The organism is Methylocaldum sp. (assembly GCF_039794385.1).
Taxonomy (GTDB): domain Bacteria; phylum Pseudomonadota; class Gammaproteobacteria; order Methylococcales; family Methylococcaceae; genus Methylocaldum.
On sequence record NZ_JBDIVO010000058.1, the window covers coordinates 1 to 19,447 of the forward strand.

At 58.7% G+C, this 19,447-nt stretch carries 14 protein-coding genes and 1 pseudogene; 7 read left to right on the forward strand and 8 right to left on the reverse strand.

The annotated features are described in order from the left end of the window. Nucleotides 1-278: 278 nt before the first annotated feature. The 3 genes from ABJK70_RS07690 to ABJK70_RS07700 all read left to right on the forward strand — a co-directional run bounded on the left by ABJK70_RS07690 (nucleotide 279) and on the right by ABJK70_RS07700 (nucleotide 7,196). Entirely contained in the window at nucleotides 279-1,994 is a 1,716-nt protein-coding gene (locus ABJK70_RS07690) for an SbmA/BacA-like family transporter (protein ID WP_077729254.1), read from the forward strand. Between the two features lie 12 nt (nucleotides 1,995-2,006). Then, nucleotides 2,007-5,204, forward strand: a complete 3,198-nt coding sequence (locus ABJK70_RS07695) for a discoidin domain-containing protein (protein WP_347257700.1) — start codon at nucleotides 2,007-2,009, stop codon at nucleotides 5,202-5,204. Nucleotides 5,205-5,966: 762 nt separating this feature from the next. Then, complete coding sequence (locus tag ABJK70_RS07700; RefSeq protein ID WP_347257701.1) at nucleotides 5,967-7,196, forward strand: dicarboxylate/amino acid:cation symporter; 1,230 nt, start codon at nucleotides 5,967-5,969, stop codon at nucleotides 7,194-7,196. A gap of 63 nt (nucleotides 7,197-7,259) precedes the next feature. On the opposite strand, the gene ABJK70_RS07705 is transcribed toward ABJK70_RS07700, so the two are convergent. From ABJK70_RS07705 to ABJK70_RS07720, 4 genes are all read right to left on the reverse strand, one after another. Then, nucleotides 7,260-9,773, reverse strand: a complete 2,514-nt coding sequence (locus ABJK70_RS07705) for a PAS domain S-box protein (RefSeq protein ID WP_347257702.1) — start codon at nucleotides 9,771-9,773, stop codon at nucleotides 7,260-7,262. Between the two features lie 452 nt (nucleotides 9,774-10,225). Next, nucleotides 10,226-11,386, reverse strand: a complete 1,161-nt coding sequence (locus ABJK70_RS07710; RefSeq protein WP_086135412.1) for a hypothetical protein — start codon at nucleotides 11,384-11,386, stop codon at nucleotides 10,226-10,228. A gap of 337 nt (nucleotides 11,387-11,723) precedes the next feature. Then, the gene (locus ABJK70_RS07715) at nucleotides 11,724-11,858 is read right to left on the reverse strand and encodes a hypothetical protein (RefSeq protein ID WP_347257703.1); all 135 of its coding nucleotides are present in this window, start codon (nucleotides 11,856-11,858) and stop codon (nucleotides 11,724-11,726) included. 47 nt (nucleotides 11,859-11,905) lie between these two features. Further along, complete coding sequence (locus ABJK70_RS07720) at nucleotides 11,906-12,406, reverse strand: Spy/CpxP family protein refolding chaperone (protein ID WP_347257704.1); 501 nt, start codon at nucleotides 12,404-12,406, stop codon at nucleotides 11,906-11,908. A 475-nt stretch (nucleotides 12,407-12,881) separates the two neighbouring features. Between ABJK70_RS07720 and ABJK70_RS07725 the strand changes: the two genes are divergently transcribed. Then, on the forward strand, nucleotides 12,882-13,616 hold the full coding sequence (locus ABJK70_RS07725) for a SagB/ThcOx family dehydrogenase (RefSeq protein WP_347257705.1): 735 nt from the start codon (nucleotides 12,882-12,884) through the stop codon (nucleotides 13,614-13,616). Between the two features lie 190 nt (nucleotides 13,617-13,806). Beyond that, entirely contained in the window at nucleotides 13,807-14,709 is a 903-nt protein-coding gene (locus ABJK70_RS07730; protein ID WP_156879354.1) for a diaminopimelate dehydrogenase, read from the forward strand. A gap of 224 nt (nucleotides 14,710-14,933) precedes the next feature. Here ABJK70_RS07730 and ABJK70_RS07735 read toward each other — a convergent pair whose 3' ends face one another. Then, a complete protein-coding gene (locus tag ABJK70_RS07735; RefSeq protein WP_347257706.1) occupies nucleotides 14,934-15,509 on the reverse strand; it encodes a hypothetical protein in 576 nt (191 codons plus the stop codon). 102 nt (nucleotides 15,510-15,611) lie between these two features. Beyond that, the gene (locus ABJK70_RS07740; protein ID WP_156879356.1) at nucleotides 15,612-16,076 is read right to left on the reverse strand and encodes a DUF6763 family protein; all 465 of its coding nucleotides are present in this window, start codon (nucleotides 16,074-16,076) and stop codon (nucleotides 15,612-15,614) included. Between the two features lie 302 nt (nucleotides 16,077-16,378). Here ABJK70_RS07740 and lgt point away from each other — a divergent pair, with 302 nt between their 5' ends. After that, nucleotides 16,379-17,209, forward strand: coding sequence for a prolipoprotein diacylglyceryl transferase (gene lgt / locus ABJK70_RS07745; protein ID WP_205780692.1), 831 nt, complete (start codon nucleotides 16,379-16,381; stop codon nucleotides 17,207-17,209). 12 nt (nucleotides 17,210-17,221) lie between these two features. Here the strand turns inward: lgt and ABJK70_RS07750 are convergent, their stop codons facing one another. Together ABJK70_RS07750 and ABJK70_RS07755 are read right to left on the reverse strand one after the other, a co-directional pair. After that, on the reverse strand, nucleotides 17,222-18,046 hold the full coding sequence (locus ABJK70_RS07750; protein WP_347257707.1) for a CheR family methyltransferase: 825 nt from the start codon (nucleotides 18,044-18,046) through the stop codon (nucleotides 17,222-17,224). Between the two features lie 43 nt (nucleotides 18,047-18,089). Then, nucleotides 18,090-18,974: a PfkB family carbohydrate kinase gene (locus ABJK70_RS07755; RefSeq protein WP_347257708.1), complete on the reverse strand. Its 885-nt coding sequence runs from the start codon at nucleotides 18,972-18,974 to the stop codon at nucleotides 18,090-18,092. Between the two features lie 68 nt (nucleotides 18,975-19,042). Here ABJK70_RS07755 and ABJK70_RS07760 point away from each other — a divergent pair. Continuing rightward, a pseudogene (locus tag ABJK70_RS07760) lies at nucleotides 19,043-19,447 on the forward strand (protein-L-isoaspartate O-methyltransferase); the annotation flags it as partial.

The window sequence follows — 19,447 nt, forward strand, 5'->3', positions numbered from 1 at the left end:
AGGCCGGGTTAATCCGGGGCAGGGATGCCCCGGCGCGGCGACAAGCCGCGTGAGCCCAGGCCGGGCGTGTACCGGCCTGGGCGGCGGCCCGAAATACCAGGAGGGTATTTACGGGCCTGATTAATAGATAAGCCAGTCGCGGTACCCGGCCTGGACAGGATGGATTCGGACCGAACGGAACCAAAGGAAGGATGACCATGGCGACTCAACGGCAACCACTAGGCACCCACGGCTCGAGCCGCCGGGGCAGCGGCCAACCCCAGCAGGTAGCGTAACGGATGGATGGACGACAAGTACTGATCAACCGGCAGACTTGGGATCAATTTATCCGCTCGGTCAAGAGTTTCGCCGGTTCCGAGGTCGGCGGGCGGGCCAAGCGGCTGTTCGCGGGGCTCATTCTCCTGCTGTTCGCGGTCAATGGCCTGAATGTGGTCAGCAGCTACGTCGGCCGGGATTTCATGACGGCGATCGAACACCGTAACGTGTCCGCGTTCACTGGCCAGGCCCTTCTCTGGATCGGCGTGTTTGTCGCGGCCTCGGCGGTGGCGGCGATTTTCCGGTTTACCGAAGAAAGGCTCGGTTTGCTGTGGCGAGAGTGGCTGACGCGATTGGCGGTCGTCCACTACCTCGAGCGCAGGGCCTATTTCCGTCTGGATGAAACCGGGAAGATTACCAATCCGGACCAGCGTATCGCCGAGGATATAAGGGTATTTACCGCAACCACGCTGTCCTTCGTACTCATGCTCCTCAATGCCACGTTCACCGTATTGGCATTTTCAGGGGTCATGTGGTCGATCAGTCCGATCCTGTTCGCCGTTACCATCGCGTATGCCGCCGGCGGTTCATACCTGACCATTGTGTTGGGCCGAACGCTGGTCGAATTGAACTATGCCCAGCTCGATAAGGAAGCCAATTTCCGGGCCGATCTCATCCATGTCCGGGAGAATGCCGCGTCGGTGGCGCTGCTGCACCGCGAACGGCGGCTTGGCGCCCGGCTCTTGCGTCATCTTGACGATTTGACGGGAAATTTTCGGCGGATCATCACGGTGAACCGGAACCTTAATTTCTTTACCACGGGCTATAACTACCTGATCCAAATCATCCCCGCCCTCGTCGTGGCGCCTTTTTTCATTCAAGGGCGCGTCGAGTTCGGCGTGATCACTCAGTCGGCGATAGCCTTCGCCCATTTGGTGGGCGCCTTCTCGCTGATCGTCACGCAGTTCCAATCGATTTCTTCGTTCGCTGCGGTGATCGCGCGGCTCGGTTCGTTGGCCGAGGCTATCAGCGGGGCTCGAGCGCCCGAAAGATCGGCCATCGAGACTAGCGAAGGCGAGCACGTGGCTTATGTGGGGCTGAACGTGCTGTCGCCGAGCGATGGCCGTCCCTTGATCAAGGATTTGACCGTCTCGATTTCGCCCGGAATCAGGGTTTTGGTCATCGGGCCGAGCGAGGAGGCCAAAGTGGCATTGTTCCGAGCCACTGCCGGTATCTGGGATAGCGGAACGGGGCGTATCGTTCGACCCGAGTCCAATCAGATTTACTTTCTTCCCGAACGGCCCTACCTTCCACCGGGCACGCTGCGGGAATTGCTCGTTCGCAGCGGGACAGAGGAATCGATCGCGGAAAACCGAATACTGGGCGTGCTGCGCGCTTTGGATCTCGAGCCTATATTGGCGCGTATCGGCGGGCTCGATGTCGAGCGGGATTGGGACCACATGCTTTCGCTCCGGGAACAGCAGCGATTGGCTTTTGCCCGTCTCATGCTGGCCGCCCCGCGTTTCGCCTTTCTGGATCGCATCAGTACTTCCATGCGGGCCGACGAGGCCGGCCAGCTGTTGAGGATGCTCTCGAAAAGCGAAATCACTTATGTCACGTTCAGTCGATGGACGACTGGACGAAGGGGCACCGATGAGAAGCTGGAGAACTACGATGCCGTCCTCGAACTCGCCGGAGACGGTGGATGGAAATGGCGGTTGATTCAGGATGAAGAATAATATGGAAGCGATTTGTCCTCGGCGGCTATGTTCCGACTCGGATTGGCACTCATTGCATTTCTGATGCTTGTCGCGGCAGCCGGAACCGCGCCGGCCGATTCCGCACAGGTGTTGGACAGGTTCGGACGGGTGGAGGGCTGGAGCACCGTCGCGGGGCAGGGAGCCCGAGTATCATTGGCGCCGGACCGGGGCCGGGAGGGATCGGCCTTGCGCATCGACTTCGATTTCCGGAAGGGCGGCGGCGAAGTCATCGTCCACAAGCCGTTTCCGATTGCGCTGCCCGATAATTACGCCGTTACTTTAGCCCTACGCGGCACCGCGCCGCCCAACGTTCTCGAGATCCGATTGGTCGGCCGGTCGGGCAAAAATGTCTGGCGCTTCCGAGATCCCGAATTTCGTTTCCCCAAAACCTGGCAGACGCTGCGCGTCAAGCGTCGCCGGTTCGAGTTTGCCTGGGGGCCGGCGGGCGAAAAAGAATTGGCGGAACTAGGGCTTATCGAGTTCGTGATCGCGCGCGGAACCGGAGGCCGCGGCACGCTCTGGATCGACGATCTGCGACTCGAACCGCTTCCGCCGCAGCGCGCTTATTCCGGATCGCCGTTCTTGACGGCGTCGAGTTCGCTTCCGGGGCTGGAACCGGCGCGGTTGCTGGATCAGCACCCCGAAGCGGCATGGCATAGCGCGAGCAACCGCGAACCTCAGTGGCTGCTTCTGGACTTCCGCGAGCGCCGGGAGTACGGCGGATTGATCATCGATTGGCACCCAGAGGACTATGCCACGGCGTATTCGGTCGAACGTTCCGACGACGGCCGAAATTGGCACAGGGCTTATGCGGTAACCCAAGGCAACGGCCGGCGCGACTACATTCCTATGCCTGAGTCGGAGTCCCGTTTCGTGCGGCTTTCCCTGGCGCAAAGCCGGCGCGGGAAGGGTTTCGGAATTCGCCGCGTCGAGGTCGCGCCGATCGACTTCAGTTCTTCGTCCAACCGAATGTTCGAACGCATCGCCCGCGATTCCGAAAGGGGGGCTTACCCCCGTTATTTTTTGGGCGAGCAAACCTACTGGACGGTGATAGGCAGTTCCGGAACCGAACGCCGAGGTGCGGAACGCGAAGCCCTTCTGAACGAAGACGGCATGCTCGAGGTCGACGAGGGTGCGTTTTCCGTGGAGCCTTTTCTTTATGTCGATGGACGGCTCCATGGCTGGGCCGACGGAACCGCTAAGCCCTCTCTCGAACGCGGCTATCTGCCGATTCCTTCGGTGCGCTTGGAACGAGGGCCGCTCTATCTCACGGTCACCGCGCTGGCGAGCGATGATCCGAAAGGTTCGATCCTTGCCCGTTATCGAGTCGAGAACCACACTGGAGCGGCCGTGAAAGCAAGTCTTTTTCTCGCCGTGCGCCCGTTCCTGGCGAATCCGCCGTGGCAATCCCTGCATACCATGGGCGGCGTTTCGCGTATCTACAGGCTTGGATGCGAAAATGCCGTTCTCCGGGGCGACGACCGTCTCGTCGTGCCGCTGACGCCGGCCGCCCAAGCCGGCGTCACGAGCTTAGATGGTTATCCGATCACTCTGGATCTGGCTCGAGACGCCGTTCCGCCCGCGAAAGCCGTAACCGATGCGAACGGATTGGCCAGCGGCGTGCTTCGTTATCCGCTCGTTCTCGCGCCTGACGAAACGCGGGATGTTTATCTTGCGCTTCCCGCAAAAGGCGATCCGGGTAGCCCGAAAAGACTTCTACATGGCGCGGATGCCGGCCAATTCTGGGAAAGGCAATACGCCGAGATCGTTCGAAAGTGGGAGAGGGAACTGGGGCAGGTCGCGTTTCGGGTGCCGCCGGCCGAGGAGGATTTCGTCCGCACCGTGAAGAGCAATCTCGCCTACATCCTGATTCATCGCGACGGACAGGCCTTGCGGCCCGGTTCGCGACGCTACGGCCGCACCTGGATTCGGGATGGGGCGATTACCTCCGCTACGCTTCTGGCCTTCGGCCATGCGGCGGAGGTGCGCGAGTTTATCCGCTGGTACGCTGGCTATCAGACGGCGGACGGAGCGATTCCCTGCTGCCTGGACCCGTGGGGTCCGGACGCCATGATCGAGCATGACAGTGCCGGTCAATTCGTTTACACAATCGCCAATTACTACCGCTATACCGGCGACCTCGAGTTCCTGAAGAGCTTGTGGTCCCGCATAACGCGGACCATCGACTACCTAGCCGCCCTGCGGCGGCAGCGTTTGACCGAGGATTACACCAAAGGCGAAGCTTTTCGTTTCTTCGGCCTCATACCGGAATCGGCCAGTCACGAAGGCTATGTGGCCCGTCCGGTCCATTCTTACTGGGATGATTTCTGGGCAATCCGGGGCATCGACGATGCCGCTCAATTGGCCGCCGCCGTCGGCGATCGCGAACGAGCGGCCCGCTATGCCGAATTGCGGGATGCTCTGCGCGCCGATGTCCACAGCTCGATCGGCTTGACTCGACGCAAGTTCGGCATCGACTTTGTTCCCGGTTCCGCGGAGCTCGGCGACTACGATCCGACCTCCACGGCGATCGCCCTTTCGATCGGCGGCGAGGCAACGGGACCCCTGGCTCCGGTTTTTCAGCGGACTTTCGGTCGTTATGCCGGCGATGTCGAGGCCCGGATAAGACGCGAGCTCGATGAGCAGGCCTATGCGCCTTACGAATTCCGCAATGTCGGCGCCCTGGTTCGGCTCGGAAAACGGGATGCGGCGTTCAGGACGCTACAGTTTCTTTTCCAAGGAAGACGCCCGGCTGCGTGGAATCAGTGGGCCGAGATCGTCTGGCGCGATCCCCTCGCGCCGCGTTTCATCGGCGATATGCCTCATTCGTGGATCGGGGCGGAATTCATCCAGGCTTTCCTGACCCTGTTTGCTTACGAAGAGACCGATCGGCGCCTGGTGATCGGTGCCGGTTTGCCGCGCCATTGGGTGGAAGCGGCGGGGGGCGTGGGAGTCGCGGGGCTGAAAACGTCCTATGGAATACTGAGTTATCATGCCGAAGTGCCTGCCCCCGGCGAAACCCGGATCCGGATCGATGAGGGTCTGACGATCCCGCCGGAAAACATCATCATCGATCTGCCCCTGCCGCAGGCGCCGCGCCGGATCGAAGTGAACGGCAAGGCGCAGACGTTGACCAATGGCCGATTCTTACTTCGGGATCTTCCGGCCGAGGTGGTTTTCCGCTATTGACCCGAGATTTTCCACGGCGAGCCGCTTGCACCGATAAGAACTGCGGGTGAATCGTAACCGAGAACTGACCGTTTCCTGACGACTCTTGTGCTCTAGCGGGTCTATGATCACCATCGACGTAACTGACAAAAGAGTCTTTTGCATGTTTCTTCTAGAGTCTAAACAACAGATCAGTTGCTTTGCCAGATTCTTCTTTGTGGGCCTTGCGGTATCCGCCACGTCTTTGCTGGCCACCGTTGCCTTCGTAGTGTTCATTCTGGTACCCGAGGAAGTGCGAAGCGCCACCCTACGCGGACCGCTTTTTCCTTGGTAAGTGATTGGCAATATGGTAAGGCTCGAAAATCCTGCTGGCGTGCCGTTGTCGGATAATTCCGAACGCAACCGTTAGCGGTTGACTGCTCTTCCCCAGCCTGTCCGGTTGAGGCGCGCAGCCCCCCTCGCATTTCTGCTTCCGGCCACGCTCATGTTCAGGTATGGCCGCGATTTACTACTTGAAGTGTTTGCAAGTAGTCGCGGACCTCGGCTGATAGTTATACTAAGTTCCGATACGGTGCCTATTTAAGCGCATCATCGAATAAGGCGAGCCGAATTGGGCGGCGCCTTTCATATTCATCGATCGGCCGATACCATGAAAACGAAGAAGGCTGATCCTTACATCAGCGTTTGAATTCGTCCCCTTATACTTTCAACACCGGTTGACATGCTTTTTAGCCAGATGGATCGGCCATCGGGCTTTGCCGGAACATTGCTTGATTCAGCGAGATGCCAAAAAATATTCTGACGATCTCCATTCTTGCCGCTCTCGTGCTGGGTGTGGCCTGCGGAGAACTGGTCCGCCGTTTCGTTCCCGATCCGGACGAAATCAAAACGTTCGTCAGTAATGTCTCGCTCTTGACCGAGGTTTTCATGCGCCTCATCAAAGCGATCATCGCCCCGCTCGTGTTCTCGACTCTGGTGGTCGGAATCGCCAAGCTGGGCGATGTCAAGGCGATCGGTCGACTGGGCGGAAAAGCCCTGTTCTATTTCTTCGTTGCGAGCCTCGCTTCGCTCTCGCTCGGCATGGTCCTGGTCAATCTGGCACAACCGGGCGTTCAGCTCCATCTGCCTGTCTCTCAGGACGCCGTACATGCTGCTCTGCCTGCAAACCACTTAGACCTGAAGACGCTCCTCCACCACGTGATTCCGCAAAATGTAGTGGAAGCCATGGGGAACAACGAGATCTTGCAAATCGTCGTGTTCGCATCGTTTTTTGGGGTGGCGGCGGCAACAACTGGAGATCGGGGCGAACCCATTATCGCCGCGCTGGATGCCCTGGGGCACGTGATGCTGCGGGTGACCGGCTACGTCATGCTGTTGGCGCCATTAGCCGTGTTCGGGGCGGCCGCGGGGATTATTGCCCAGAAGGGAACAGGTATTATCTCAACCTACGGTACGCTGATGATCGAGTTCTATCTGGCGCTGTTACTGCTCTGGGGAATGCTGATTTGCGTGGGATTTCTGGTGATTGGGACGCGGATAAAAAACTTGCTTTCGCGGCTTGGCGGACCGTTCTTGCTGGCTTTCAGTACGGCCAGCAGCGAGGCCGCATTTCCGAAGACGCTGCAGGAACTGGAGCGGTTCGGTTGTCCCAACCGCATTGCCAGTTTCGTGCTTCCCTTGGGTTATTCCTTCAATCTGGATGGCTCGATGATGTACATGACCTTCGCGACCTTGTTCATCGCCCAGGCGTACGGCATCGATTTATCGCTTCACCAGCAAATCATCATGCTGCTTACGCTGATGCTTACCAGCAAAGGCATCGCGGCCGTGCCGCGGGCGTCACTGGTCATCATTACCGGCGCACTATCGATGTTCGATATCCCGGAAGCGGGGCTGCTACTGCTCTTGCCTATCGACCATTTCCTGGACATGGGACGTTCCGCCACCAATGTTCTGGGCAATGCAGTGGCCGCGACGGTTCTGTCGAAGTGGGAGAAGCAGCTTCGCCATTGAGGGCACTCGGCTGAGGATGCACCGTCTCGATGGGCAACACCGTGCCGCGACGATGCCCTGGCTTTAGGCTGGCCTTACCTCGCGCGAGGCGAGCAAGGTCCTGAGGATACCGGGGTCGATCGGCTTGACCAGATGATGATTGAAACCGGCCGCTGCGCTTCGCTGTCGGTCTTCGGCTTGTCCGTACCCCGTCAGGGCGAAAAGCGTCATCGAGTCTCCGTATTCCTTTCGTAAGTGCTGAGCGACTTCATAGCCGCTCATTCCCGGCAAACCGAGATCGAGCAAAACCACATCCGGCTTATACGTCTGGCATATATCCACTGCGGACCGGCCGTCATGGACGATGCGTGTTTCATGTCCCCACAGCTTCACCAGCAGGGCCATCGATTCCGCCGCGTCGTAATTGTCGTCCACCACCAGAACCCGTAGCACGGGCGGTGCTTCGGACGCCGGTAGAGCGCTCCAAGAGTGGGAAACCAGCTCGGTTTTTGCAGACAAAAGCGGGAGGTAGATAATGAACTCGCTGCCTTTTCCAGGTCCGTCGCTGCGCGCTTCGACATAGCCCCCGTGCATTTCCACCAGCCGTTTGACCAGTGAGAGCCCGATGCCCAATCCTCCGCGGGCACGGTCGATCCCCGGATCGACTTGGGCGAAGAGGTCGAAGACTTCGGACAGATCGTTCTCGGCAATTCCGATACCGCTGTCTCGAATCGAGACGAGGACTTCGTCCTTCCGGTCCTTGACGGTCACCCAGATGTGTCCGCCGTCCGGAGTGTACTTGTTGGCGTTATTGAGAAGATTGTCGAGTACCTGCGTTAATCGAACATCATCGCCCTCGACATAAAGAGGACAGGGCGGCAAAGTCAGCGTGACGGTATGCTGATGCGCCGATGCGCTGGGCCGGTGGTTTTCCACGACCCGAGCGGTTAAGGCCACGAGATCCACGGGCAGTTTGTGCAGGTTGATTTTGCCGCGCGTGACCCTTGAAACATCGAGAAGGTCGTCCACCAGCCGAGCCAGGTGCTGGGTCTGCCTCTCGATCATTTCGAGCGGCCGTTGACTCTCGGGCAGCAGCGGCACTTGGCGATGCAGGATATGGACGGCGTTACGGATCGGCGCCAGAGGATTCCGAAGCTCATGGGCCAGCATCGCCAGGAATTCGTCTTTGCGGCGGTCAGCATCGGCAAGCTCGGCCGCTCGGCGCCGCAACGAGTCTTCCAGCCGCTTGTACTCGCTTAAATCGACGATGAACGCGATCCAGGTGAACGGTGAGCGTTCCAGCGCAGTGGCGCAGATCAGGATCGGCACCCGAGTGCCGTTCTTACGGATGAATTCTTTCTCGAAAGGCGTGATCGCGCCGTGATCCAATAACTGGTTCCGAGCCGCTTCATCCAAGGCTTGGTATTCGGGCGGCGTCATCTCCGGCCAGCGTAATCTTCCCGCCTGCAGATCCTCACGGCTGTAACCCAACATATCGAGGAAGATCTGGTTGGCATTGCAGATCTGGTCTTCGATTCCCTCAAACACTCCGATGATATTGGCTTCCACCAAGCGCCGGGCGCGCATTTCGCTTTCGCGCAAGGCCTCTTCGGTTTGCCGGCGCTCGATGGCCAAAGCCAGCGTATAGGCAACGGCGCGCAGGAATTGGGCATCATCCTCGGTAAAAGCGCGGTGCTTTTTGGTATGCACGCCCAACACGCCGTAGGGCCGCGCATACCCGGGAATGGTGATGCTCATGCCACTCACGACGCCGTGCTCGAAGAGCAGAGGCGGACCGCTGAAGCGCGTCTCGCTGCGAAGGTCGTCGACGATGACCGGTTCGCCGGCGATCAGGGTGCTCTCGTCGGCCGGTTTGGAGATTAGCAGCGTGTAACCTGCTTGAGACTCCAAACCGGCGCTGACCGTAGCTTCTCCCACCAATCCTTCTCGCCAGCCCACACCCGCCTTCAATCGTAAGGCCCGACCATCGGGAAGAAGCTCCAGGATTTTCGTGTACTCGATGTCGAGACACTGGGCGATCTGTTCCACGGCGTGCTTCATCAGCCGATCAAGACTGGTGCCGGCCAGGGCCGATTGGCTCAGATCGGCGAGAATAGCCTTGCGGTGCGCGTGCTCCTGGATTTCGGCCTCGGCAGTCTTGTGGGGAGTGATATCGCGTATGACGCTTATGGTTAAGGTACCTTCCTCCGCCTTGATGGGCGCCAGATGGACGTCCACGGGAAACTCGCTGCCGTCCCGTCGCAGGCCGTAGAGTTCGGGGCGCTGGCTCATCTTGAGCCGATAAGGCGCTGCGCGGTAGTGCTGCCGGTGATCGATATGACGTGCTCTATAGCGCTCCGGAATCAAGCTCTCGATTGGTCGACCCAGTAAATCTTCTCGATCGTAGCCGAACAATCGCTCCAGCTCCGCGTTGATTTGCCGGATGCGGCCTTGAGAATCGACGACCGCGATAGCATCCGGCAAGGCTTCGAAAAGAGCCTGGCACAGCGTTTGATTCTCGGGCGATATTGCTTCGCTCGGCTTGGGCTTCGCGCGATCCCAGAGAGTTTCAAAAGAGCAGGGATTGATCTGTTTCATGATGCTGCACGCTGGGACGGCGGAGTTTACTTCTTCCGCTCCCTGAACGTTAGTGTCTCCTTATGGCATCGACGCAATCGGAGACCGATGGACCATTAAAGACCGCCGAGAATGAGTTGCTATCGGGATACATTCGCGGGAGCACTGCGCGTCTCGGTACCGGGGTGTGGTTATTCATCGCGGTTTGACCTATTCAAACCCGTCCTGGTTTCCATGATTTTAGAGCCTTACGCGATATTTGGTGGAAGTTTCTTTGAGTTTGTCCTAAACGCGGGGCTCGCCGATAGCTGCGCTTTCGCCGATGTGAACGCCGCTCTGTTTTCACTGCCTGAAGTTCGGCAGGTGGTACAGGCCGTCCGCAGCTTGTCATCAGCCGGAAACAATTTATCGAGAAGATATAAGCCGAGGATCTTGGTGCATCAGGTGTCGCACCAAACCGGACCAGGGACGGTCTACCTTTGCTGATAGGCTTCGGTCTCCAAAATCATTTGCCGGAGCCATTCCATATACGGGGTTCCGCCGGTTCCCCTCGGGTCGCCGGTCCAGCGATTGATATATTCCTGCGCCCAGCCGTAATGGACACGGCGGAAAGAGGCAATCGCCTCGAGTATGGCATTAAAAGATTCTTTGTAGCGGGGGTGTCGGACGTTCGGCATGGCCTCGACCTCCTCGATGAGCCGGCGATGTTCGATAGGCATGTAGTTCCGCATGTCGGCCAAATGATCGGTCAAAGCCGAACGCTGGTGCGGAATCTTCAGGAACGCAACCAAAGTCGGCATGATACTGCTCTGCGCGCCGGTCTCGCCGCGGAATCGGATAGGCGCTTGGTCCACGCACTCATAAGTCACGCCGTCGAAAAATCGGATATACGGCCTAAAAGTCTTGTAATACAGGCGTGCATCCATTTTCTCGGGTATCCGTTTGAGCACTTCGACTTGGCGTCGCACTGCACTTTCGATTTGCCACAGTTCGGTGCCGATGTCGGAATTCGGATCGACGGCGAATTTCCGTTTGACCGAAGCAATGGCCGCCAGAATGTCTGCGGCAATCGCCTCGATTTCCACATGTACCAGAATGAACCAGTGTTCATCGTACATGTGAACGAAATTCTGGATCGTGTCGATGTTCCCCAATCGAATCGGCTGGTCTTTGCGGAAGCGCTTCCAGTTATACAAGGCATAGCCGTCGTAGCTCAAAATCGGCGGACGCCCCAACAGCAGGCAGGCTTTTGCCAGCGGTACGGCGATGTTGCGCGGCAGCATTCGCGCCGGTTCCATCCCGACCTGATTGACATAAGCGGAGGCGAGAAAACCGATCCGTAGGTAGTACAGCCGAAGCTGCGGCAGTGTTTCGGCAGTGACCGGTTCCTCCCAGCTCGGGATATCGAGCTCCCGCGCATAAGCGCGAAATCCTACGTCATGCAGAAGGCTCGGCAAATCACGGCCGACCTCGTCGATTACGGCGTAGCGGGAATCGTAAGGGAAGGCCGTGAGGGGGTCCTGTTCTGGTAGAAAGCCGCGCTCAGCATAATGGGATTTCAACAGTTCGCTTGCTCCGGCCTGCGAGGCTCCCGGGCCGAGTCTGTCGTACTGCCCGTGTGTGTCGGTGATCATTGCTGCTCCGGTGAAAAGCGGGTTTTGCTGCGACTGAGACCCCGGTTATGCGAACTTCGTTCGCTTTGTGGGGAGTAGTCTCCGTGGTAATGGCCTTCCGAGCTACTATGCGGCGGCTCCCTTATCAATCCTCCGAACGGCAATCCGAGTCCTTTTGGCTCGTCGATATCCGCCGCGACACCGAGCCACTTTATGATTTGAATTTTTCCGTGTCCAGTCGGGGGGGGGGTAATCGACTTGCCGTCGATAGCGGCATGCCGCATGGACGCAATCCGTGCAGCGCGTCAACCACGTCTTGAACGGTGCCGGTCCAGAAGTCCGATGTCTCCGGCACCGTTCATGAGTGCCCGGAATGTCCCAACAAGAACCCGAGGGTTTCCAGCAATACCCCGAATCCTAGAAAAACCAGGCCGATCCAGGCGTTCTCCGGAGCAAGCAGAAACAGCACTCCCCCGGTTGCCAGTAAACCCAAAGATATACGCCTGCGACTGGTCGGACTCTTGAGCATGGGGATCGATGCTACGGTTCAGCCCCAAGCGATTTCAGTTGATTAAATTGCTCCGGAGTCAATACGGCATTGATCGCCGCGCGGGAACTCAAAGCCGTGTTCACCAATGCGTCGAAAGCCGCCGTGTGATTTTTTGCCGCAATACGGATAGCCGCCTCGTCGCTCGCCGGGTTCAGAAAGAGGCGATAGGCCGATCGTTGGGTTTCACGAAGTTTCTTGCCGATTTCCTTGATCTTTTGCTGATTGTCTTGGTGTATCCGCACGATCTTGCCGATTTGTTCGTCGGACAGCTTGAGCTCGTTGACGTGGCGAAGCATCACGTTTTCATAGCTTTCATGCGCCCGCAATCCGCCTTCTTGCAAGCTTTCCAATAGCTTGCGCAGCTTGGCGCCATGCGCGCTGTCCATGGCGCGCGGCTGGCTTTCGGTTGCGGGCGTTTTCGCGGCTGCCGGCAATCCCCATGCGGTTAATGCAAAAACCGATGCCGTCAACAAAGCGGAGAGCTTTTTCATGGGTTTCCTCGTCATCCAACGCCGATCGTCAGATCATTGCGCTTCGAGGCCGACGAGCAACGCCCGGTAAGCGCATCGTCGAGTGTGCCCCGGGAGAACGTTGGACATAACGAGCACCGGAAAGCACTAATCGCGTCGGCCATCGACTTGAATAACCGGGCGACTCGGCCCTGAGCCAATTTCGACCGTCATCGAAATATTCGATCGGACAGCCCGTGGCCTAGTTCCGCCTGGACCACCGCACTCGTGAGTCTCGTGCTGACGGCAGTTGGTCGACTATTCGTGGGCCCCAAGATTTTTTCGCAAACGAAGGCCGCGCACTATGGTCTATCAAAGATTAAAGCGTATCCTTGTAGGAAGCCGGCATGTACGACTGGATTGTCGTTGTCCCGGTGTTCGGGCATGGCTGTAACCTGTTCGGATTCTTGGGCTTCGACCGAAAAGCCGGTTATTGTTCTAGTAAAGGAGATAGACGATGCGGAAGGCTTTCTACGGACGCTGCGCCCCCCGGTTTTTCGTGCTTCGAATTATCTTGGCAAGTGCTCTTACGGCCTATGCGTCTTTACTCTCCGCGAGATCGGTCGATACCGGGAGACACCGCGTGATAGCCGCCGAGATCATTGTTCTGCCCGCGCCGCATACCGCGAGTTCCATGTCATTGGAAGAGGCCTTGCACAGGCGCGATTCGGTTAGGGAGTTTCTCGGGACGCCGATGTCGTTGGAAGACGTATCTCAGCTCTTATGGGCCGCTCAGGGAATCACCCACGACGATCAGCTCCGCACCGCCCCTTCGGCCGGTGCGCTTTATCCGTTGGAGCTGTACCTAGTGGGCGGCGACGTTCTCAATCTGCCGGCAGGCATTTACCGGTATCTCCCTCAACGGCACCGGCTGGAGGTGATCCGTCGCGGCGATTTTCGGGCCGATCTCGCCGCCGCGGCAATGCATCAGGATTGGCTGAAAGACAGCGCGGCAATCCTGGTATTCGCTGCCGTGGAGGAGCGAACGACCGCGAAGTACGGCTCCCGCGGCCGCGCCTACGTCCATGCGGAAGCCGGGCATGCGGCGCAGAACGTTTTGCTTCAGGCGGTAGCCCTGGGACTTGGCGGTACGCCGGTCGGGGCATTCGATGACGAGTGGTCGGCGCAAGTTCTGGACCTTCCAGCGGAGGAGAAGATCCTATATTTGGTGCCCATCGGAAAGCCGCGCTAAGAGGTTATGCGAGAAGCTACTCGCGTCCCATAGAGGCCCTTTCGACTGAGCCTAGGACGGGCACGCTCTTGGGCTGCCCGCGAGGCTTCCCACATACCCTCCAAGAGACGCCGGCGGCGAGAGCGATCCCCCTTGTATCCTGGAACGGCACCGTGCCGATTGACGGTTTTGATCATTCAGGGAGTGAACCATGCGACGTTTGCACATTGCCATCGTCGGTTTCGGCAGACTCGGTTTGGCGTGTGCCGAAGCGGCACGGAACGACGAACAGATTGTCTTGGCCGGTGTCGTACGCCGACCGGAGTCGCCGCAGATCCTGCCCGCTCCCTTCGATCGGATTCGTGTCGTTTCCCATATCCGCGAATTATCCGGTCTCGATGCGGTGTTGGTCTGCATCCCAGCGGAGTGGGTTAGGGGCTGCGTACACGATTTGCTCCAACTGGGTCTGCCGGTCGTCGAGTGCGCAAGATTCCATGGCGAGGCTGTTCTTGAGCACAAGCAGGCCATAGATCGCTGGGCGATCCGCTTCGAGCGGCCCGCTGTAGTGGGCGCCGGCTGGGACCCTGGGGCGCTGTCCTTGATGCGGGATTTGTTCGCTCTGCTCACGCCGAAAGGACACACCGACATCAGTCATAGGCCCGGCATCAGCCTGCATCACACCACGCTGGCCGGCTCCGTACCGGGAGTTAAGGGGGCGCTTTCGACGGAACACCGGAACGCCGACGGGCAGATGGAGCGCTATGTCTATGTCGAATTGGCGGACGGCGCGAGACTGGAAGAAGTGAAAGCGGCCGTTGCCGCTGACCCGCTGTTCGGGGGCGACATCACCACCGTATTTCAGGTCGAGAGTATGGCGGCGCTCGAGGACGAGCACGGCGTACTGCTGCAACGCCACGGTTCGGCCGGTCAAACCAGACACCAGTATCTGATGTTCGAAGCGCGCCTTTCCGAGGCCGCCCTGAGCGCTCAAATGATGCTGGCGGCGGCCCGTGCGCTGCCCGGTTTGAAGCCTCGCGCTTATTCGCTGTTCGATCTGCCTCTGGGCGCCCTTTGGGGTGAGTTGCGTAAGGATTCGGAACAGACGTTTCTCTGAGTCGCTGCCGTGCATCCTTATATCTCGATTCTTCCGTTCACAAGAAGCAGAATTTCCGGCTGATCACCGGGAGAGCGACCTCGGATCGGTAGGTTACGCGGAGCCTGTCCTGAGCCTGTCGAAGGGCCTGTCCCGAGCGGAGACTAGGGGCTAACTCACCATCGATGGGTTTCGCTTCGCTCTACCCATCCTACGATGAATGTTCACTCGAATGCCGAATGGAATTAGCTATGTTCGCCTGTTTTCTTTCGAATCGGCGAAGGGATGTTGGCCAAGAATGCGTGAAACAAGGTCGGATCGTAACCGACAGCAAATCCCAGCAAGGATAACAGTCCCGCCATCCTGAGATACTGGGCGGCATTCGTCTCGCTGATCGCTTCCGTCGTTCCACCGGGAATTCCGATGGCCAAACCGGCGATGTACAGCAGATAAACCAGAAAGCTGCGGCACATGCTGGCCAATGGAGACTCCACCCGGTAGGCCATGCTTACGGAAGCCAATGCCTGGTCGGAGTCTGCGGGTTGATCCTGGTCTTCGGTCCCTGCTTGATACCCCTTGAATGTCAACCGGCTCGATACTCCACCTATCACGCCAGAGAGGCATGTCAGGATGGCGACGTTGGTGTAGGTGTAAAGAGAAGCTGCGATGATGAAATCGTGCCAATTGAACGATGCCGCGAGATGGTCGCGATAGGGGCGTGACGAAATCAGCAGTCCTGAACCGAACAGCGTGATCCAGGCGACGAGACTCAAAAAGCCTATGACATAATCGACCCATTTTCGGTATGGCATAGTTTTCATCTTGGCGCCTCCTTTGATAAAGCGCCTTGATTTTAGAAGTTTTGGGAGGATTAGCCATACCGTTGTCCGAGCGACAGCAATTTTCTGCTCGAAAAGGCTCGATCATTCCTCCGACCAAGGTTCACCGCTTCCTTGCCGCGACTTTTTCTCGCCGGGCTCTTCCGGAGTTTCTGCCGAAGGCTCCTGTTCCAAGGGCTCTTCTTCCGGAAATCCCTCGCCCCACTCGTCTCCGCCTTCTTCCGGGCTTGTACCGGTCGGCCGGTCCTGGGGCTTTTCGATTTCCTTCAGAGGCTCGACCCAATCTTCGGGCGGCGTATCGGAGACTTCGGTACCCGTGAGATCGTCCACTTCCGAGACGTCCAGAGGCCCGCTCCAGTTTTCCGGCGCCTCGATAGGCTGAATCTCGAGCCGGTACCAGGCATCGAAATCCATCTCTTCCACATCTCCGTCGAAATGCTGGATCTCCACCAAATCCGCCTCCTCATCCACGAAGACGACCTGGAAGGCTTGACCCTTGTCCAGATGTTGGTACCAATTGCCGACAATAGGATCCGCTTCAGAATTCATCGTTATGCCCTCGTCTTATACACCGAGATCTCGTTCTACCGGCGAGCGGCTCGGATACCCTAAGGAACGCTCGGCCGGTAAGCTAGCCGAATCGAAATTGAGTCTGTCCATCCTTTAGGTCTGCAAAGCAGATGGAAGTTTAAATTGGACGAAACGGCCGAGAGCCGTCGCCGGATCATCGATCGGGCGTGCAAACGCTCTAAATTGACAAAGCTCACATAGCAGAAGAAATTCTTAAACCTCAACGGTCAGCCGATCAGAGAACTTTTCATCAACCGCAACCACCGAAGGACATGTTCGTCATGCTGTGGGATATTTCGCCCGTCGCCTTCACCATTTCCATAGGCGCTTTCCAGCTTCCGGTCCACTGGTACGGACTTTTCTTCGCGTCGACTTTCGTCTACGGTCTGTTCGTCTTCCGTTACTTGTTTCGGCGTGAGGGACGGCCGGAGGACGAGGTTTACGATCTGGTGCTGTTCGTCCTTGCCGGAACCGTGATCGGAGCCCGCTTGGGCCACGTGCTGTTTTACAATCCGGGTTTTTATCTGACGCATCCGTGGAAAATCCTCGCGGTGTGGGAAGGCGGGCTCGCGAGCCACGGCGCGGTGGTCGGCATTCTGATCGCGGTCTGGCTATATTCCCGTCGGGCGACCAATCAATCGTTCCTCTGGGTGTGCGATCGCATCGGCGTTACCGTACCTTTGTCCGGATGCCTGATCCGCATCGGCAATTTCTTCAACTCGGAAATCCTGGGCCACCCCGCCGACGTTCCCTGGGCGATTGTCTTCGCCCGGGTCGATTTGCTGCCGCGCCACCCGGTACAGCTTTACGAGGCTTTCTGTTACTTGTTGATTTTTCTGGTCCAGTTTCGCTTTTATCTCAGGCGCGGGAATAGCGTGCCCGAGGGTTATATGTTCGGTCGCTTTTTCATCCTGGTATTCGGTACCCGCTTCGTCCTGGAATTCTTCAAGGAGGGCCAGGCCGCTTTCGAGTCCGGCTGGACGATTACCATGGGCCAATGGCTGAGTATTCCGGCGATGCTGGTCGGGATGTATTTGGTGCGGCGAGCGTGGCGCTTGCAGCGGGCGTTCGGAGCCGATTTGAATGCCGCGCCGCCCCAGTCGGATGCTTGATCGCGAAACGGATTATCGACCTTTGCGGTAGATGGGCAGTCCTGGTCGCCAAGGATTCCATTCGGGCGGCATTTCGGGCAGCGATTCGTGCGCACCGATCACGAGAAGCCCTCCGGTCGACAGGCGAGCGTCGAGACCGTGCAGGATGTCCCGCTGCAGGGCGATCGAGAAGTAGGTAAATGCGAGGTTGCGGCAGAGAATGAGATCGAAGGGGCCGTCCGGCAAGGTTTTGCGCAGATCCTGCACGGCCCAGCTCACCGGTCCGCGATATTCCGGTTTGATGCAGTACCGTCCCTGATTTTCCGTGAAGGCTAGGTCGCGCCAAGGCGGCGGCAATTCCTTGAGACTGCTCGGCGGATAGCAGCCGCGCCGGGCTCGGGCAATCTGATCCGGATCGGCATCAGTGGCGGTCAGTTCAAACGCGATATCCGGAACCTGCGGCGCGATTTGCAGCGCCCAGATCAAAGTCAGCGTGTACGCCTCCTCGCCGGCGCCGCAGCCTGCGCTCCAGCCGCGGATACGGCGTTCACCGCGGGTTCGGCAGAGGCGAATCAGCTCCGGCAATCCGTCGCGGGCGAGAATATCGAAGACCCGGCGGTCGCGGTAAAAGCGGGAGATCGTAATTCGGCAGAAACTATCGAGCCGCGGCCATTCCTCCGCGTGAGTTTCGAGGTGGCGGCGATAAGCGTCGAGATCATCCATCTGCAATTCCGCCATACGTCGAGCGATGCGCCTGATCACCTGACGCCGGACTTTGCGGAACCCCGGCCAGCGCAGTTCCAGGCGCGGCAAGGCCCATTGCAAGAAATCCACCCATTTAGCTTCCTGGTCCGTCACCGTTGCGTCCTTTTGAATCAAGGGTTCGCGCAACGCCGAACATTCAGGGAGTCCGCAGAGAGGCCCGGAGAACCCTTGCCGCGTCGACCGACCGTGGACGGCTTCCTTCGCTCGCGATCACTTGGGCAGCGAGAAGCAAGCCGAAGCGCAGACAGGTTTCGGGGGCGGCCCCTTGTGCAAGTCCGTACAGAAAGCCGGCGTCGAAGGCGTCGCCACCGCCGGTTCGATCGGCCTCTGTCGCCGGGAACGCGGGATGGGCGTATTCGCCGCTCGGTCCCAACGCCACCGCCCCTCGGGCGCCCTGGGTAACGACCAAAAAGTTTGAAGGCGAGAGACGCTTCCGCGCTTCGCGCGGATCGGTCGAACCGGTCCAGCGGCGCAGCTCGGTTTGGTTCATGAAGATCAAATCCAGCCGGGGGATCATTTCTTCCGTAGGCCCTTCATCCAGATCGCAGGAGACGGTGGCGCCCCGTTCCTTGGCGAGACGGATCAAGGGCAGCGCGAGCTCGTGCAGAGAGGTCGCCACGTGCAAGTGCGCGCCAGGGTAAAAAATCCGGCCATCGATCTCCGCCGGATCGAAGCAAGCGTTCGCCCCGCCCGAAGTGACCATGCGCTTGCTGCCGGGGGTCGCGAAAATGGCGGCCATGCCGGTAAGGCTCCGGCGGGTGCGCTGAATCAGGCTCGTATCCGTCCCAGCTTCGGCCAGCGCCGCGATGGCAAGCGTGCCGAAGGGATCGTCGCCCACGCACCCGAGCATTCGTACAGACTGGTTGAGCCGCGCCAGCCAATAGGCCGTATTGGCGGCCGATCCGCCGTAGTTCAAAACGCATTTTCGGCAGCGCAGTTTTTCGTGTTCTTCCGGCAGGCGCTCGACCGGAAACGTGAGATCCGCGTTCAAGCTCCCGGCACAGATAAATCGGGTAATCATGTTTAACCTTAGCCGTCGGTTAAAGCGTAAGATAAGCCTATTCCGCCGCTCGGACCAAACGAGGTCTTATGACTAGATTGTCTCGAATGATGCGCGAGATCGAGGAGGAGGTTACCCTCACCCGGCATCTCATCGGTAAAGACACGCTGAATCCGAGGGTGCTGGACGCGATGCGAAAAGTCCCTCGTGACCGTTTCGTGCCTTCCGAGTCCAAGGCTTACGCTTATGAGAACGGGCCCGTGCCCATCGGTTACGGTCAAACCATCTCCCAGCCCTACATCGTGGCCTTGATGACCGATCTCCTCGATCCAGAACCGGACGACATCGTTCTGGAAATCGGCACCGGTTCCTGCTATCAGGCGGCGGTCCTGTCGCTGTTGGTTAAGCGGGTTTACACGGTGGAAATCATAGCGGAGCTGGCCGAGCAGGCGAGGGAGCGGCTGATGCGCCTCTGCTACGCCAACGTGGAGGTC

What these genes read in the sequence shown, in the direction of transcription:
- lgt (WP_205780692.1), top strand. Translation starts at nt 16,379, where the DNA reads ATGCTGTGGGATATTTCGCCCGTCGCCTTCACCATTTCCATAGGCGCT.
- ABJK70_RS07735 (WP_347257706.1), bottom strand. Translation starts at nt 15,509, where the DNA reads ATGAAAACTATGCCATACCGAAAATGGGTCGATTATGTCATAGGCTTT.
- ABJK70_RS07700 (WP_347257701.1), top strand. Translation starts at nt 5,967, where the DNA reads ATGCCAAAAAATATTCTGACGATCTCCATTCTTGCCGCTCTCGTGCTG.
- ABJK70_RS07755 (WP_347257708.1), bottom strand. Translation starts at nt 18,974, where the DNA reads ATGATTACCCGATTTATCTGTGCCGGGAGCTTGAACGCGGATCTCACG.
- ABJK70_RS07705 (WP_347257702.1), bottom strand. Translation starts at nt 9,773, where the DNA reads ATGAAACAGATCAATCCCTGCTCTTTTGAAACTCTCTGGGATCGCGCG.
- ABJK70_RS07710 (WP_086135412.1), bottom strand. Translation starts at nt 11,386, where the DNA reads ATGATCACCGACACACACGGGCAGTACGACAGACTCGGCCCGGGAGCC.
- ABJK70_RS07725 (WP_347257705.1), top strand. Translation starts at nt 12,882, where the DNA reads ATGCGGAAGGCTTTCTACGGACGCTGCGCCCCCCGGTTTTTCGTGCTT.
- ABJK70_RS07730 (WP_156879354.1), top strand. Translation starts at nt 13,807, where the DNA reads ATGCGACGTTTGCACATTGCCATCGTCGGTTTCGGCAGACTCGGTTTG.
- ABJK70_RS07690 (WP_077729254.1), top strand. Translation starts at nt 279, where the DNA reads ATGGATGGACGACAAGTACTGATCAACCGGCAGACTTGGGATCAATTT.
- ABJK70_RS07720 (WP_347257704.1), bottom strand. Translation starts at nt 12,406, where the DNA reads ATGAAAAAGCTCTCCGCTTTGTTGACGGCATCGGTTTTTGCATTAACC.
- ABJK70_RS07740 (WP_156879356.1), bottom strand. Translation starts at nt 16,076, where the DNA reads ATGAATTCTGAAGCGGATCCTATTGTCGGCAATTGGTACCAACATCTG.